Raw genomic sequence first — 13,851 nt, 5'->3', positions numbered from 1 at the left:
TTATGTGTGAACTGCTAGGGATGAGCGCGAATGTGCCCACGGATATTTGTTTTAGCTTTACCGGCCTAATTCAACGGGGCGGGCGCACCGGCCCCCATAAAGATGGCTGGGGCATCGTCTTTTACGAAGGTAAAGGCTTGCGCACCTTTAAGGATCCTAAGCCTTCTAGCCAGTCACGCATTGCTAAATTAGTACAAGAGTATCCCATTAAAAGCTGCTCTGTGATCAGTCATATTCGCCAAGCGAATCGCGGCGGCATTGCACTTGAAAACACTCATCCTTTTACTCGTGAATTGTGGGGACGTTATTGGACCTTTGCTCATAATGGCCAGTTAAGTGATTACAGTCATTTGCAAACTGGGCGTCATAATCCGGTGGGCGAAACCGACAGTGAATTAGCTTTTTGTTGGCTACTCGATGCCATGGAGCGTCGCTACCCCACTAAGCCCGAAGCGGGGGCCGAGATGCGAGCCATGTTTCAGTATGTGGCCAGTTTATGCGATGAGCTGCGCGGTTTTGGGGTCTTTAATATGCTGCTTACCGATGGCGAGTATTTAATGACCTATTGTACTAATAACTTACATTGGTTAACTCGTCGCGCCCCTTTTGGCCCCGCCCGTTTAATTGATGAAGATGTAGAAATAGACTTTCAAAAAGAAACCACACCCAACGATGTCGTGACCGTGATTGCCACGCAACCGCTAACTCATAATGAGCCGTGGCAGAAAATGCAGCCTGGAGAGTTTAATTTATTCTTACTGGGTGAGCGTATTGCTGCCACCGACTTAGTTTAGTCGACTAGGCTAAAACAAAGGGCCATTACGCGCGTACAACAAAAGGATAATATGATGGGCTATGTCTTTGTTTATCTGGCGGCAGTAGTTATCTTTTTGGGAGTGGATACAGTGTGGTTAACCACCATGAAGGGCTTATTCTATGAGCCAAGAATAGGTCATTTACTTGCAGATAAACCCAATATGGGGGCTGCCGGTGCGTTTTATCTTTTTTATATATTAGCGCTGTGTCTCTTAGTGCTATATCCACAAATTAAAGTCGGTACTAGCGTGATTGGCATTTTCTTGCTGGGAGGCCTAATTGGATTAATGGCCTATGGCACCTACGACTTTACTAACTTGGCTCTCTATAAAGGCTTTACTCTAGAAACCGCCCTCGTGGATTTTCTGTGGGGCGGCTTATTAACGGGTGCCGTAAGTGCTGGAGTGGCCGCGCTGGCTTATCGCTTTAACTGGCTAGCTTAATTTACACCTTACACAGAGCAAGCTTATGTTGTTGGCGCTGTATCTGAATATAGCTTAGCGCCCACATCACTAAGCCACCACCAAATAACGTCGCAGCCACATAACCGGTGTCGCTGGGCGCACCGCCGTTGGCTATCATAATGCCGCCTAACCAAGGTCCAATGGCGTTAGCAATATTAAAGGCACATTGTACCAGCGCGCCTATCATGGCGTGACCAGTTGGTGACACATCCATTAATAAGCTTTGAATTAAAGTGGCAAGCCCTAGGCTGCAGCCAATAAAAAAGACCACGCCATATAATAGCCAAAGATGCTGACTGGCCCAGACATAAGCTATCCCAAACAATACCGCGCCTACTAATACCCAGCCGGTGCTATTAAGAGCCGACTTATCGGCGGCTTTCCCTAACACATAATTGCCTAAAGTAGAGCCAATGCCAAACATCACCATGGCAATCGAAATAGTGTAAGCCGGGCTTTGCGTGACGTCTAACATGGTGTCGGCAATATAAGTGTAAATACAAAATACCCCACCAAAACCAATAATCACTATGCCCAATATCGACCACACCAGTTTATCTTTTAATACCCCTAACTCATTTAATAAATGAGACGCTTGGCTGTTTTTGAGTTGTGGTACTAAGCGATACACGCAGATAAAGGCGATAAAAGATAAGACGCCAGCACCGGCCAAGCAATATCGCCAACTTAAATATTGTCCTACTAAGGTGGTAATAGGCACGCCGACTATGGTGGCAATGGTTAAGCCCATAAAGACATTCGACATAAAGCGGGCTCGCTTGCCAAGAGGCGCTAGGGTAGAGGCAAATAAAATAGCGGCGCCAAAATAAGCGCCGTGGGGCAGGCCACTTAAAAATCGAAACAATACCAATTGCTCAAGTGAGCTAGCAAAGGCACTTAAGGTATTAGCTACCGCCATTAAGCTTAAAAATATTAATAAGGCGGTGCGCTTTTTAATATTGGCCGTTGCCAGCATTAAAATAGGCGCCCCTACCACCACGCCAAGTGCATAAGCACTAATGGCATAGCCACTTTGCGCAGGCGTACTATTAAATGTGTCACTGATAAGAGGCAGCATCGGCATCATTGAAAACTCTGCCAAGCCTAAGATAAAAGTACCCAGTGCTAAGACCAGTAAAATAACGCCTCGCTTAACCGTGCGCGTTGGTGGCAAGCGGGAGTGGGGAAGGTTCACATCTGTCGTCATAACTACGTTATTACCTAGATTAAGTTCAGCGAAGCGCGGGGATCGCAATAAAAATGGAGGGCCATCTTAAGGGAAAAGTGCCATGGCGTCTTGCATTGGCTCTGATTGTTGGGTGTTAAAGCCTAAGGTATTGTTAACGACCGCTTAAAAAACAAAACCCCGAGCCGTGAGACTCGAGGTTTATTATTTTCATCTAATGTCTAACGCTATTCTTGGGCATAACCTTGTTCAGGCAGCAGGGCGCCATCAAGATAAGCTTTACCCTGATACAGTACTACGCGACCTTCACAAAACCAGCGTATGGTGAGTGGATAAATCGCATGCTCTTGGACTTGTACGCGCTCGGCAAGGCCTGCTGCATCATCATCTTCAAATACTGGCACTTGCGCTTGCAAGATAACCGGCCCGCCATCGAGGTGGTCGGTGACAAAGTGCACACTGCAACCATGCTCGGCATCACCGGCATCAATGGCTTGTTGATGGGTGTGTAAGCCTTGATAGCGAGGGAGTAAAGAGGGATGAATATTAAGCAAGCAATGTTGATAATGCTGGACAAATTCTGGCGTTAAAATACGCATAAAGCCGGCCAGCACGACCAAATTAGGCTCATATTGGTCAATGATTGCCATTAGCGCCTTATCAAAGCTTAACCGATCACTAAAGTCTTTATGGTCTACCACATGACTGGCAATGCCTGCGTCTTGAGCGCGCGTTAAGCCATAGGCATTGGCGTTATTGCTCACTACCGCCACAATTTCACCGCCTAATGGCGGAGATTGGTCGAGCAGCGCTTGTAAATTACTGCCATTACCGGAAATAAGCACCACTATGTTATTAGTCGTGCGGCTTGCTTGGGCAACACTCATTTAATTTCAACCTGCTCTTCATCAGTACTTGCGCTATCAATGTGACCAATTAACCAGCATTGCTCGCCTTGGTTGTTCATAAAGTCTACGGCGGCCTTAGCTTGCGCTGCGGGTAGGGCGATCACCATGCCCACACCACAGTTAAAGGTGCGATACATTTCTTTCGTTTCTACGTTGCCCGCTTTTTGTAACCAATTAAACACCTCTGGCCACTGCCAGCTGCTGCCATCAATGAGTGCTTTCGTGCCTTTTGGTAAGACGCGAGGAATGTTTTCCCAAAAACCGCCACCGGTAATATGGCTTAGCGCATGAATATCAAATTTTTTCTGTAAGGCTAATACCGGTTTTACATAAATGCGCGTGGGCTCCATTAGCGCATCGGCTAAGGTAGTGTTAGCTAGGGGCTGCTGTAAGTCGGCGTTACTGACTTCTAAAATTTTACGGATCAGCGAAAAGCCATTAGAGTGCGGACCACTGGAAGCGAGAGCGATTAACGCATCACCGGCGGCCACTTTAGTGCCATCGATAATGGCACTTTTTTCTACCACACCTACGCAAAAACCGGCGAGGTCGTAATCACCGGCTTGATACATGCCGGGCATTTCTGCGGTTTCACCACCAATGAGGGCACAACCACTGAGCTCACAGCCTTTACCTATGCCAGTAACGACTTCAGCGGCGGCGTCTACGTCTAATTTACCGGTGGCATAGTAATCGAGAAAAAATAGCGGCTCGCCACCTTGTACAATTAAATCATTAACGCACATGGCAACTAAGTCGATGCCCACGCCTTGGTGGCGTTTAAGATCGATAGCTAAGCGTAATTTGGTGCCAACACCATCGGTGCCGGCTACTAATACCGGTTCTTTATAGCCGGTGGGAAGCTGGCACAATGCGCCAAAGCCCCCGAGTCCGCCCATTACTTCTGGGCGTTGTGTGCGACGGCTCACGCCTTTAATGCGTTCTACCAGTGCATTACCAGCATCAATATCGACACCAGCGTCTTTATAGCTCAGGGGTTTGTTCTGCGTCACGAGAAAGTACCTTGTCATTATTTGGGGGGTAGACAGTGTGGCTATCCTGGTTATTTTAGCGCGCCAGATTGGGGCTGGCATGGCTAAAAACTAACACGGTTAGCGGTTTGCCTCGGTTTCGCTGGCTATTCTAATTTAATGCGCCATACAGTGCTAGCTCACAGCGACCTGAGACGTAAATGCATTTTAAAAAAGAGACAGTTGCGCACGCATCCACGGGCTAAAATAATTGCTCTGCGCCTGAAACATAAACAGAGCTTGTTGAGTTCACATATTACGCACTTAAGCGTGAGTTTAGTAATTTGATGAGTTAGTGTTTATTTGGAAAATATTAAAGTCAGTGTGGGAAAAATCTGCCGTTGATGATTTTTTTATGATAAAATTTTGCGGTTTTTTTGTGCATATGGGCGTTGTCCATGTGTGGCTGCGCAGACACAAGTCGGGAGAATAGGTGAATGAAAGTCGTTGAGGTTAAACACCCTTTAGTTAAACACAAGTTAGGGTTAATGCGCGAAGCCGACATTAGCACCAAACGCTTTCGCGAGCTGGCCAGAGAAGTTGGCAGCTTGCTCACTTATGAAGCCACAGCAGATTTTGAAACCGAAACCACTACCATAGAAGGCTGGAATGGCCCTACCGTCGTCGATCAGCTAAAAGGCAAAAAAGTCACAGTGGTGCCTATTTTGCGTGCCGGTTTAGGCATGATGGATGGCGTACTAGAACACATGCCCGGCGCACGAGTGAGTGTAGTGGGGGTATATCGTGATGAAGACACCTTACAACCGGTGCATTATTTTAATAAGTTAGTGAGCCATATTGATGAGCGTATCGCCTTAATTGTGGATCCTATGCTGGCCACGGGTGGCTCTATGATTGCTACTATCGACTTATTAAAAGAAAAACGCTGCCAGCACTTTAAAGTTATCGTATTAGTGGCGGCACCTGAGGGCCTACGTGCATTAGAGGCAGCACATCCCGAGGTAGAGGTCTATTGCGCAGGTATTGATGAGCGCCTCGATAGTAATGGTTATATTATCCCCGGCTTAGGGGATGCCGGCGATAAAATATTTGGTACTAAGTAACTGATTTTTAAAACCGGCCATGGCCGGTTTTTTTCCGTTAATTTTTTATTAGTCAACTAAGGTCTAGTCGATGACGTCTGATTCTGCGCCAAATGCGCCCACTTCACCCGAGCCCGAAATAGCCATTACCCATAGTCCTTTGCGCCAAGCACTGGCGGGCTCACAAATGTTATTTGTGGCCTTTGGCGCGCTGGTATTAATGCCTTTAATTACCGGTCTTGACCCTAACGTTGCTTTATTTACTGCTGGGCTTGGCACCTTAGTCTTTCAAATTTGCACTAAGCGCCAGGTGCCCATTTTTTTAGCCTCTTCCTTTGCTTTTATTGCACCTATTTTATATGGCGTACAAACTTGGGGTATTCCTGCCACCATGAGCGGCATTATGGCCGCTGGCTTTATGTATGTACTTTTAAGCCAGCTGATACGCTGGCGCGGTACTGCCTTATTAACGCGACTGTTGCCGCCGGTGGTAGTGGGGCCGGTGATCATGGTCATTGGCCTGGGGCTGGCGCCCATGGCGGTGAATATGGCGATTGGAAAAACAGGCGATGGTTCAGCGGTATTAATTGAACAAAATATTGCGCTGTGGTTATCGCTGCCCGCACTGCTTACCACCTTATTAGTGTCCACTATGGCTAAAGGAGTGTTTCGATTGGTGCCTATTACCGCCGGTATTGCGGTGGGTTATGGCTTAGCTCTTTATTTTAAGGTGGTGGACTTTAGTGGCGTAACCAGTGCTGCTTGGTTCTCTCTCCCCCATTTTGTGGCGCCACAGTGGCATTGGCAGGCAGTGCTGTTTATGTTGCCGGTGGCCATAGCGCCGGCCATTGAGCATATTGGTGATATTTTAGCGATTAGCTCAGTAACAGGTAAAGATTATCTAAAAAAACCAGGGTTGCATCGCACCATCTTAGGTGATGGCATTGCCACTATGGGTGCGGCGTGTTTTGGTGGTCCGCCTAATACTACTTATTCAGAAGTGACCGGTGCTGTGATGCTGACTAAAAATTTTAATCCGGTGATCATGACGTGGGCGGCAGGCTTTGCCATTGTATTGGCATTTGTCGGCAAGTTTGGTGCGCTCATGCTGAGTATTCCCGCGCCTGTTATGGGCGGCATTATGATTTTGTTGTTTGGCTCTATTGCTACCGTGGGCTTAAATAGTTTGATTAAGCACCAAGTGGATCTTTCTCAAGCGCGCAACCTTTGTATTGTGGCGGTTATTTTGATCTTTGGTATTGGTGGCATGGCGTTTGGAATTGGTGGCTTTAGTCTACAAGGCATTAGCTTATGCGGTATAGTCGGTATCTTATTAAATCTGGTCTTACCTAAAAGTCCGGTGCACTAGCCTACCAGTGACGAACATTCTCGGGCCTGAGGCCGAGCTTATATGATAGATGACACTCAGCAGCAACTCGCTTTAGCCGTACAATTGCCCGACGATGAAACTTTTGCCAGTTTTTACCCAGGCGATAATGCTCAGCTGATCACCGCCTTAAAAAACGCCGCCATTGGCCAGGGCGATAATTTGCTTTATTTTTGGGGGCAAGAAGGCAGTGGTCGCTCCCATCTACTGCATGCGGCCTGTGCGGAATTAGATAGTGAGCAAGCGGTCGCTGGCTATATTTCGCTCGACTTACATCCTCAAATGTCACCGCATATTTTGGATGGCATGGAGCAATTAGCGCTGGTGTGCTTAGATAATTTGGATGCCATTGCCGGCGTGGCTAGCTGGGAGCAGGCGGTGTTTAACTTTTTTAATCGCCGCCATGAAAAAGGCGTTGGCTCATTAGTGGTAACGGCTAATCATGCACCGCGCCATGTGGGGTTGCGCTTAGCGGATTTAGCTTCTCGCTTGGATTGGGGAGTGGCGTACCAACTTAAACCGCTAGATGATGAAGGTAAGCTAAGTGCTTTGCAGTTACGCTCTGAGCTGCGTGGTTTTAAGCTACCCACCGATGTGGGACGTTTTTTGCTAAGCCGTTTATCTCGAGATATGAATACCTTATTAGCGGCATTAGACTTATTAGACAATGCCTCTTTTCAAGCTAAACGTAAAATTAGCACCCCCTTTGCCAAAGAAGTATTAGGCTTATAGCGCAATGGGCGTGATGCCCAAAAAAGTACACACTTCCTCTAAGCGCGCTTGCGTGTCTTGATAGCCCAGCGCAATAAGCTCCTTACAGTAGTCTTTTTCAAACAATAAAAAGCTAGATAGCCCCGTGGCATCACCGGCGTTAACGCCAAATAAACGCAGTAATGAGCGAATATTATAGGGCAGCTTGTCAAAGTGCTGATGGGTCATGGCATCAAGGTTTTTACTGGGTTTTAATACTAAATTATCAATGTGGCGCAGTGAGAGTTGCTCGCGCTTGCGCTCAGGAATCAGCTTAATGGTGTTATTAACTCGCTGTAGGCGTTCAATATCTGAGGTGAGCGCATCGGTAAAAACCGTATCCAATAAATGGCCGGCAATGTCTGAGCTGCTTGGGTCGCTTGGCAGTGTAGTAGCACTGCGCTCATCAGGCGCTAAGCTAACAATTAAAATGCGCTGGGCGCCTAAGTGAATAGCCGGGCTTAGTGGATTGAGTTGGTGAATGGATCCATCGCCATAATGGTGGTTTTGTAAGCGACAAGGTTTAAAAATAAAAGGCAGTGCGCTGCTTGCCATTAAATGAGGCGAGGCAATAATTGCTGAACGCCCAGAACGGCCCGCTCTGGCCCACGGCTCGTGATAAGGGCGACCTTGGTAAAACGTGGTGGAGTCACCGGTATTATAATTAGACGCGGTAATGGCTAACACTTCGAGTGCGCCATAAAGTAAATTATTATCGATGCGTTGAAAATCAATCAGCTTTTCTAATAGTCGCTCTAGCGGACTGTTATCAAACCAAGGCAGCGCAATTTGCGATGGCTTACCAAGGGCACTGTAAAACACGCTTTTGAGAGAGTGACCGACTACTTTCCCCACCTGCAAGCGCAATACATCTTGGGTATGTAAATTGCTCCACACATGCTCCAGCTTCTTAACACCCAATTGAAAACAAGAGGCATAACAAGCCAGTGCCGTGGCATTAATAGCGCCGGCAGAAGTGCCCACTAAAATAGGAAAAGGGATGGCTTGGCCTCGTGGTAAACGCTCAGCAATGGCCTTAAGCACCCCTACTTGATACGCCGCTCTAGCGCCGCCTCCGGTGAGCACTAAGGCACAAGCGTTACTTTCTTCTGAGTCCATAGATCCCTCTCTTTTTAGCCAGTATAAGGATTTGTTGATTAAGCACCAAGGCTTGCCGACAAATCGAGGCTTAAGTGTGAGCTAGGCCGTGAATGCTAAATGGCAACGCTCATAGGGCTCAGTACTTTAAAAGAGGCTGACACTCATCAGGAGGACGGCTAACCAGCTCGTTATTCCGAGCTCATTTTTAAATTAAGCGCATAAAAAAACACCTCTTGCATAGCAAAGAGGTGTCTTATTTAGCTAAGAAGGGGGGCGGGTAATTACTTAATTGCGGCAGTAATTTTTGCCACTATCTCTGTAAGTGCTACCTCAGACTTTTCACCTTCACGGCGGGTTTTGTATTCCACCACGCCATTTTCAAGACTGCGATCACCAATAATAATATGGTGCGGCACGCCTAATAGCTCCATATCGGCAAACATCACGCCGGGGCGCTCTTTGCGATCATCAAATAGCACTTCGATGCCGGCGGCACTTAGCTCGGCATAAAGCGCCTCAGCGGCATCGGCTACGGTTTGTGACTTGTGCATATTCATCGGAATAATCGCCACTTGAAATGGCGCTATGGCGGCGGGCCAAATAATGCCGCGCTCATCATGGTTTTGTTCAATGGCGGCGGCCACTATGCGTGATACGCCTATGCCGTAACAACCCATTTCTAAGATGGTCGACTTACCTTGCTCATTTAAGACGGTGGCGTTCATCTTGCTGGAGTAGTTATTGCCGAGCTGGAAGATATGCCCCACTTCAATACCACGCTTAATCTGTAGTACGCCTTGGCCACAGGGGCTGGCATCGCCTTCTTGAACATTACGCAAGTCCGCAACTTCTGGCTGTGCCAAGTCACGCCCCCAGTTAATACCAAAGAAGTGTTTATCATCGACGTTAGCGCCGGCGGCAAAGTCACTCATTACCGCCACTGAGCGATCGGCAATCACAGGGACATTTAGCTTCACAGGTCCTAAGGAGCCTGGGCCCGCACCCACTAATTGGCGAATTTCAGCTTCACTGGCAAACACTAAGGGGCTGGCCACTTGCGCTAATTTTTCGGCTTTAATTTCATTAAGCTCGTGATCGCCACGCACTAACAGTGCGACTAAGGGTGAGGCTTGGCCCTCACTGGCATGCACTAATAAAGTTTTTACGGTTTGCTTAATGTCTAAACCGAACTGCTCGACCAACTCATTAATAGTTTTGGCATCGGGCGTATCTACTAACTGCAGCTCTTGAGTGGGCGCACCCGCCTGCGCTTTAGGAGCGAGTGCTTCTGCCATTTCAATGTTAGCGGCGTAATCAGACACACTAGAGAAGGCGATATCGTCTTCCCCGCTTTTGGCTAATACGTGAAATTCATGGGAAGCACTGCCACCAATGGCACCGGTGTCAGCTAATACGGCTCTAAAGTCTAAGTCCATGCGCTCAAAAATACGGCTATAGGCTTGATACATTGCCTCATAGGTTTGGGCTAAGCTTTCTTGGGTTGTATGAAAAGAATAAGCATCTTTCATAATAAATTCACGAGAGCGCATCACGCCAAAGCGCGGGCGTACTTCATCACGAAACTTCGTTTGTACCTGATATAAATTCAGTGGTAGCTGCTTATAAGAAGAGACTTCATTGCGCACTACGGCGGTGATCACTTCCTCGTGAGTCGGGCCTAATACAAAGCCACGATCGTTGCGATCTTTAATACGCAGTAATTCGGGGCCAAATTTATCCCAGCGCCCGGTTTCGTGCCACAGCTCGGCGGGTTGTACCACGGGCATCAGCATTTCAATGGCGCCGGCGCGATTCATTTCTTCACGCACAATGGTCGCCACTTTGTTCAATACTCGAAGACCACTGGGCAACCAAGTGTAGAGGCCAGAGGCCAAACGGCGGATCATACCGGCGCGCAGCATCAGCTGGTGGCTAATGACTTCTGCATCGCTGGGAGTTTCTTTAAGAGTGGAAAGCAAGTACTGACTGGTGCGCATGTGCTAAAACCTTATGGTGCTAAATACTCCAGACTAAATTTGGAGCTGAGCTAAAAATAAAAGTGGCTAATTGTAGCAGGGGGGCAGGCTTGGCAGAAGTGCAAAGATATTTCCCACTGCTTGCGTCTTTTTTGCTGCAGAGTGTTACTAGCAAAGCGATGCTATTAATGAAGCGCTACCTTGTTAGGTATTATCGGCTAACACTTCTAGGCTGAGTACCCGGGTTAAATGGCCAAATACTTCAAAGCGCACATTGTAATGATATAAACGCACGCCATATTCTTGCCAATGTTGTTGCTGGCGCTTATAGGCGGGGCGCGGATCTTGGGCTAATACTTCGCTAATAAAATCGCGTAAATTTGGCACCGAGGACTGAGCGCATTGCAACTCGGCTTCTGGACTAAAAATCACTTCCATATTTAAATCTGGCGGCGCCGGTGCAAAGCCGCCATGAGCCTCGGGAACCGCATCTACCCAAGGTAAATAGGGCTTAATATCCAAGACCGGAGTGCCATCTACTAAGTCCACACCGCCCAGCTCCAGCCACACTTTATTGCCGTCTTTACACATATCTAACAACTGCACCACAGATAAGCCCAAGGGGTTGGGCCTAAAAGTAGAGCGGGTGGCAAATACGCCCACTCGTTCATTCCCGCCTAAGCGAGGCGGGCGCACCGTGGGATTCCAGCCTTTATCTTGAGTTTGGTGAAACATAAACACCAACCATAAATGACTAAACTCTGCCAAGCCCCGAAAGGCGCTGGGCTCATTATAGGGCGCTAAGATTTCTAATTGCGCCCGCGCTTGGCTGACCAAGCCAGGTTGGCGAGGGACGGCAAACTTTTCTTTATAAGGCGAGCGTATAATACCAATAGGCTCAAGAAGTAATGGCGCGCCTGGTTCTGAATTAGGCTGGTCATTAGGCAAAACAGGCATCATTACTTGGCTACCTTTAGCGCCTGACCGCTGCATAATACTTGTTCTAAACAGCCAGGCATGTCGTTAAAGCGCAGGCATTGATCAAGTATTAAACCATTGGCCTCCATGTCGGCGGCACGGCGGCGAATACTGGCACGGGCATCGGCTTCTTTAGGCGGTGCTTCATCGGTTTTAATTTGGCAGGCTTCGCCTTCAACCGAGCCGAGCGTGACATAATTTAGCCCCTCTAATTGTGCTTTACTATAAAGGGTGACTTGGTCGCCTTTGTAATAGTCCTTAATTCCCTCTGGCGACACATTGCTGTTAAATCCCCAATGATTAGCACAGCCACTTAAGGCCAAGGTAAGTAGGGCTAGAGCCACAACACGCAGTTGCATGACAGTTATCCTTAATTAAAAAAACAAGCTTATGCTATTTTGCACTAAGGCGATGGCTAAGGTCGAATGATATTGTTAACCACAGGGTTTAATACGCATCTAACGCACTGATTAAAGCAACCGACTGAAGAAGGTGGAAGTTAAGGAAGAAGACTTTGTTAAAAACGCAGCTGCCTATTAATAAGAGCAGTGATTACGCCTTGGCGATAAACATTGGCCATAAAAAAGCGCCTTGCGGCGCTTAAATGTCTGCGTTTGCTACTGTTCAAGCTCGGCAGCTAGCTCTTCAAGATCTAGCGTGCAGCCATATTGCTGTAGTTCTTCTTGTAAGCGTTTTTGGTCTTGTAGCGCTTCTATTTCCCGCCATCTGCTTTTTTTAGCCGACTCGCGAGTTTTGGCACGCTTAACCGGTGCAACAACAAGGTCCTGATTAAAGCTATTCCTATCCATGGGGCTCTCTCCTATTGCTATCAGTTGAAGTGCCCCTTGTATATATCACGATACGTTATAGAGATGAATTTATTTGTTATATTATGGTTATAAAGGTGAGCTTGGTCATATAACTTAATAAGGTTTCGCTTATTAACAGCACTCATTGAATTAAATAAAAGTGATGGCTTGAAGATAAATAAGTCGCTTACTAATTACTTATTATTAATATACTCTGCGTCGCAGCCTATTAATAATGCGTTTTATAAATCACACCCCAAGCGATATTATCTTGGGGTGAAAGTATTTTTACTTTTCTAATAGAGCTTGCAGCATCACTTCAAGTTTATGTTGGTCGGCAGCAAAGTTTCGAATGCCCTCTGCCAGCTTTTCATTGGCCATGGGGTCTTGATTATGCTCCCAACGAAATTCTGCTTCTGTCATCGCGATAGGGCGCGCTTGGGTGGCGGTGCCAGCTTGGAGCTTTAAGGGCACGTCTCCTGTTGTTTGGCTAAGTGTTTCGAGTAAGTCAGGCCCGATAGTTAATCTGTCACAGCCTGCTAATTCTAAAATTTCGTCTATATTACGAAAGCTTGCGCCCATCACCACTGTGTTATAGCCATGCGCTTTATAGTAGTTATAAATTTCAGTGACGGATACCACACCGGGGTCTTGCTGTGGGCTGTATTCTTTTTGTTCGGTATTTTTCTTATACCAGTCTAAGATACGCCCCACAAAAGGAGAGATTAAATACACACCCGCTTCGGCGCAGGCTCTGGCTTGGGCAAAGCTAAACAATAAGGTGAGATTACAATTAATGCCTTCTTGTTCTAGTACTTCAGCGGCGCGAATGCCCTCCCAAGTGGCAGCCAGTTTAATTAAAATACGATCTCGACTGATGCCGGCTGCTTGATACAAGGCAATTAAGTGGCGCGCCTTAGCAATGCTGGCTTGGGTATCAAAAGATAAGCGGGCGTCGACTTCGGTAGAAATACGCCCTGGAATAATATTAAGAATTTCACAGCCAATGCTCACTGCCAGTTTATCTGAGGCATCCATGAGCTGTTGGTTAGGGTCTTGGCTTTGTTCTTTTGCCCAGCTGACCGCTTGTGCAAGTAGCGGCTGATAGTCAGGAAGTTGTGCGGCCTTTAAGATAAGAGAAGGGTTGGTAGTGGCATCTTGAGGTTGATACTTAGCAATAGCGTCAATATCACCGGTGTCGGCAACCACTGTGGTAAGCGCACGTAGTTGAGTCAGCTTGTCTGTCATGGCAAAGATCCTGAGGGTCGGCATAAACGGGAGTTAAGTATCGCTCATTGTAGGCAGCAAAATAAAGGCCAGTGCGTTAACGGGCGCTAAATTCAGCGGATTTCAGCGCATAGTGCTTAAGTTTAGGCATTACTTATCTGGGATCATTTTGGAT

The 13,851-nt window shown here is 47.3% G+C and carries 14 protein-coding genes; 5 read left to right on the top strand and 9 right to left on the bottom strand.

Going from position 1 to position 13,851, the window contains the following annotated elements; genetic code table 11:
- The first annotated feature begins 2 nt into the window (after positions 1–2).
- Complete coding sequence (locus CBP12_RS06195) at positions 3–794, top strand: class II glutamine amidotransferase (RefSeq protein WP_086963670.1); 792 nt, start codon at positions 3–5, stop codon at positions 792–794.
- A 51-nt stretch (positions 795–845) separates the two neighbouring features.
- Positions 846–1,259 carry a DUF2177 family protein gene (locus tag CBP12_RS06190; RefSeq protein ID WP_198341868.1) on the top strand — a complete coding sequence of 138 codons (414 nt, stop codon included), beginning with the start codon at positions 846–848 and terminating at the stop codon, positions 1,257–1,259.
- Position 1,260: 1 nt separating this feature from the next.
- On the opposite strand, the gene CBP12_RS06185 is transcribed toward CBP12_RS06190, so the two are convergent.
- The 3 genes from CBP12_RS06185 to purM all read right to left on the bottom strand — a co-directional run bounded on the left by CBP12_RS06185 (position 1,261) and on the right by purM (position 4,405).
- Positions 1,261–2,487 carry an MFS transporter gene (locus CBP12_RS06185; protein WP_086963668.1) on the bottom strand — a complete coding sequence of 409 codons (1,227 nt, stop codon included), beginning with the start codon at positions 2,485–2,487 and terminating at the stop codon, positions 1,261–1,263.
- A 206-nt stretch (positions 2,488–2,693) separates the two neighbouring features.
- Positions 2,694–3,353 (bottom strand): phosphoribosylglycinamide formyltransferase, encoded by a 660-nt coding sequence (gene purN, locus CBP12_RS06180; RefSeq protein ID WP_086963667.1) that lies wholly within the window; start codon positions 3,351–3,353, stop codon positions 2,694–2,696.
- The gene (gene purM / locus CBP12_RS06175; protein WP_086963666.1) at positions 3,350–4,405 is read right to left on the bottom strand and encodes a phosphoribosylformylglycinamidine cyclo-ligase; all 1,056 of its coding nucleotides are present in this window, start codon (positions 4,403–4,405) and stop codon (positions 3,350–3,352) included. Before purM ends, purN begins: the two co-directional genes overlap by 4 nt.
- A 437-nt stretch (positions 4,406–4,842) precedes the next feature.
- Between purM and upp the strand changes: the two genes are divergently transcribed.
- From upp to hda, 3 genes are all read left to right on the top strand, one after another.
- The gene (upp, locus tag CBP12_RS06170; RefSeq protein WP_086963665.1) at positions 4,843–5,469 is read left to right on the top strand and encodes a uracil phosphoribosyltransferase; all 627 of its coding nucleotides are present in this window, start codon (positions 4,843–4,845) and stop codon (positions 5,467–5,469) included.
- Between the two features lie 166 nt (positions 5,470–5,635).
- Positions 5,636–6,817, top strand: coding sequence for a uracil-xanthine permease family protein (locus tag CBP12_RS06165; RefSeq protein ID WP_332454898.1), 1,182 nt, complete (start codon positions 5,636–5,638; stop codon positions 6,815–6,817).
- Positions 6,818–6,859: 42 nt separating this feature from the next.
- Positions 6,860–7,567: a DnaA inactivator Hda gene (gene hda, locus CBP12_RS06160; RefSeq protein WP_086963663.1), complete on the top strand. Its 708-nt coding sequence runs from the start codon at positions 6,860–6,862 to the stop codon at positions 7,565–7,567.
- Here hda and CBP12_RS06155 read toward each other — a convergent pair.
- The 6 genes from CBP12_RS06155 to tal all read right to left on the bottom strand — a co-directional run bounded on the left by CBP12_RS06155 (position 7,562) and on the right by tal (position 13,697).
- Positions 7,562–8,704: a patatin-like phospholipase family protein gene (locus tag CBP12_RS06155; RefSeq protein ID WP_086963662.1), complete on the bottom strand. Its 1,143-nt coding sequence runs from the start codon at positions 8,702–8,704 to the stop codon at positions 7,562–7,564. The two genes, hda and CBP12_RS06155, sit on opposite strands and share 6 nt — an antisense overlap.
- A gap of 263 nt (positions 8,705–8,967) precedes the next feature.
- On the bottom strand, positions 8,968–10,683 hold the full coding sequence (locus tag CBP12_RS06150) for a proline--tRNA ligase (RefSeq protein WP_086963661.1): 1,716 nt from the start codon (positions 10,681–10,683) through the stop codon (positions 8,968–8,970).
- A gap of 183 nt (positions 10,684–10,866) precedes the next feature.
- Positions 10,867–11,622, bottom strand: coding sequence for a tRNA (N6-threonylcarbamoyladenosine(37)-N6)-methyltransferase TrmO (gene tsaA / locus CBP12_RS06145; RefSeq protein WP_232455168.1), 756 nt, complete (start codon positions 11,620–11,622; stop codon positions 10,867–10,869).
- Positions 11,622–11,999 (bottom strand): Rcs stress response system protein RcsF, encoded by a 378-nt coding sequence (gene rcsF, locus CBP12_RS06140; RefSeq protein WP_086963660.1) that lies wholly within the window; start codon positions 11,997–11,999, stop codon positions 11,622–11,624. Before rcsF ends, tsaA begins: the two co-directional genes overlap by 1 nt.
- A 258-nt stretch (positions 12,000–12,257) precedes the next feature.
- Entirely contained in the window at positions 12,258–12,449 is a 192-nt protein-coding gene (locus CBP12_RS06135) for a DUF3545 family protein (protein ID WP_086963659.1), read from the bottom strand.
- A gap of 288 nt (positions 12,450–12,737) precedes the next feature.
- Entirely contained in the window at positions 12,738–13,697 is a 960-nt protein-coding gene (tal, locus tag CBP12_RS06130; protein ID WP_086963658.1) for a transaldolase, read from the bottom strand.
- Positions 13,698–13,851 lie beyond the last annotated feature (154 nt).

Origin of the sequence: Oceanisphaera avium (assembly GCF_002157875.1) — a bacterium.
GTDB lineage: Bacteria > Pseudomonadota > Gammaproteobacteria > Enterobacterales > Aeromonadaceae > Oceanimonas > Oceanimonas avium.
Note: the sequence above shows the minus strand (reverse complement) of the source record. Positions and strands in the feature narration are given on the sequence as shown.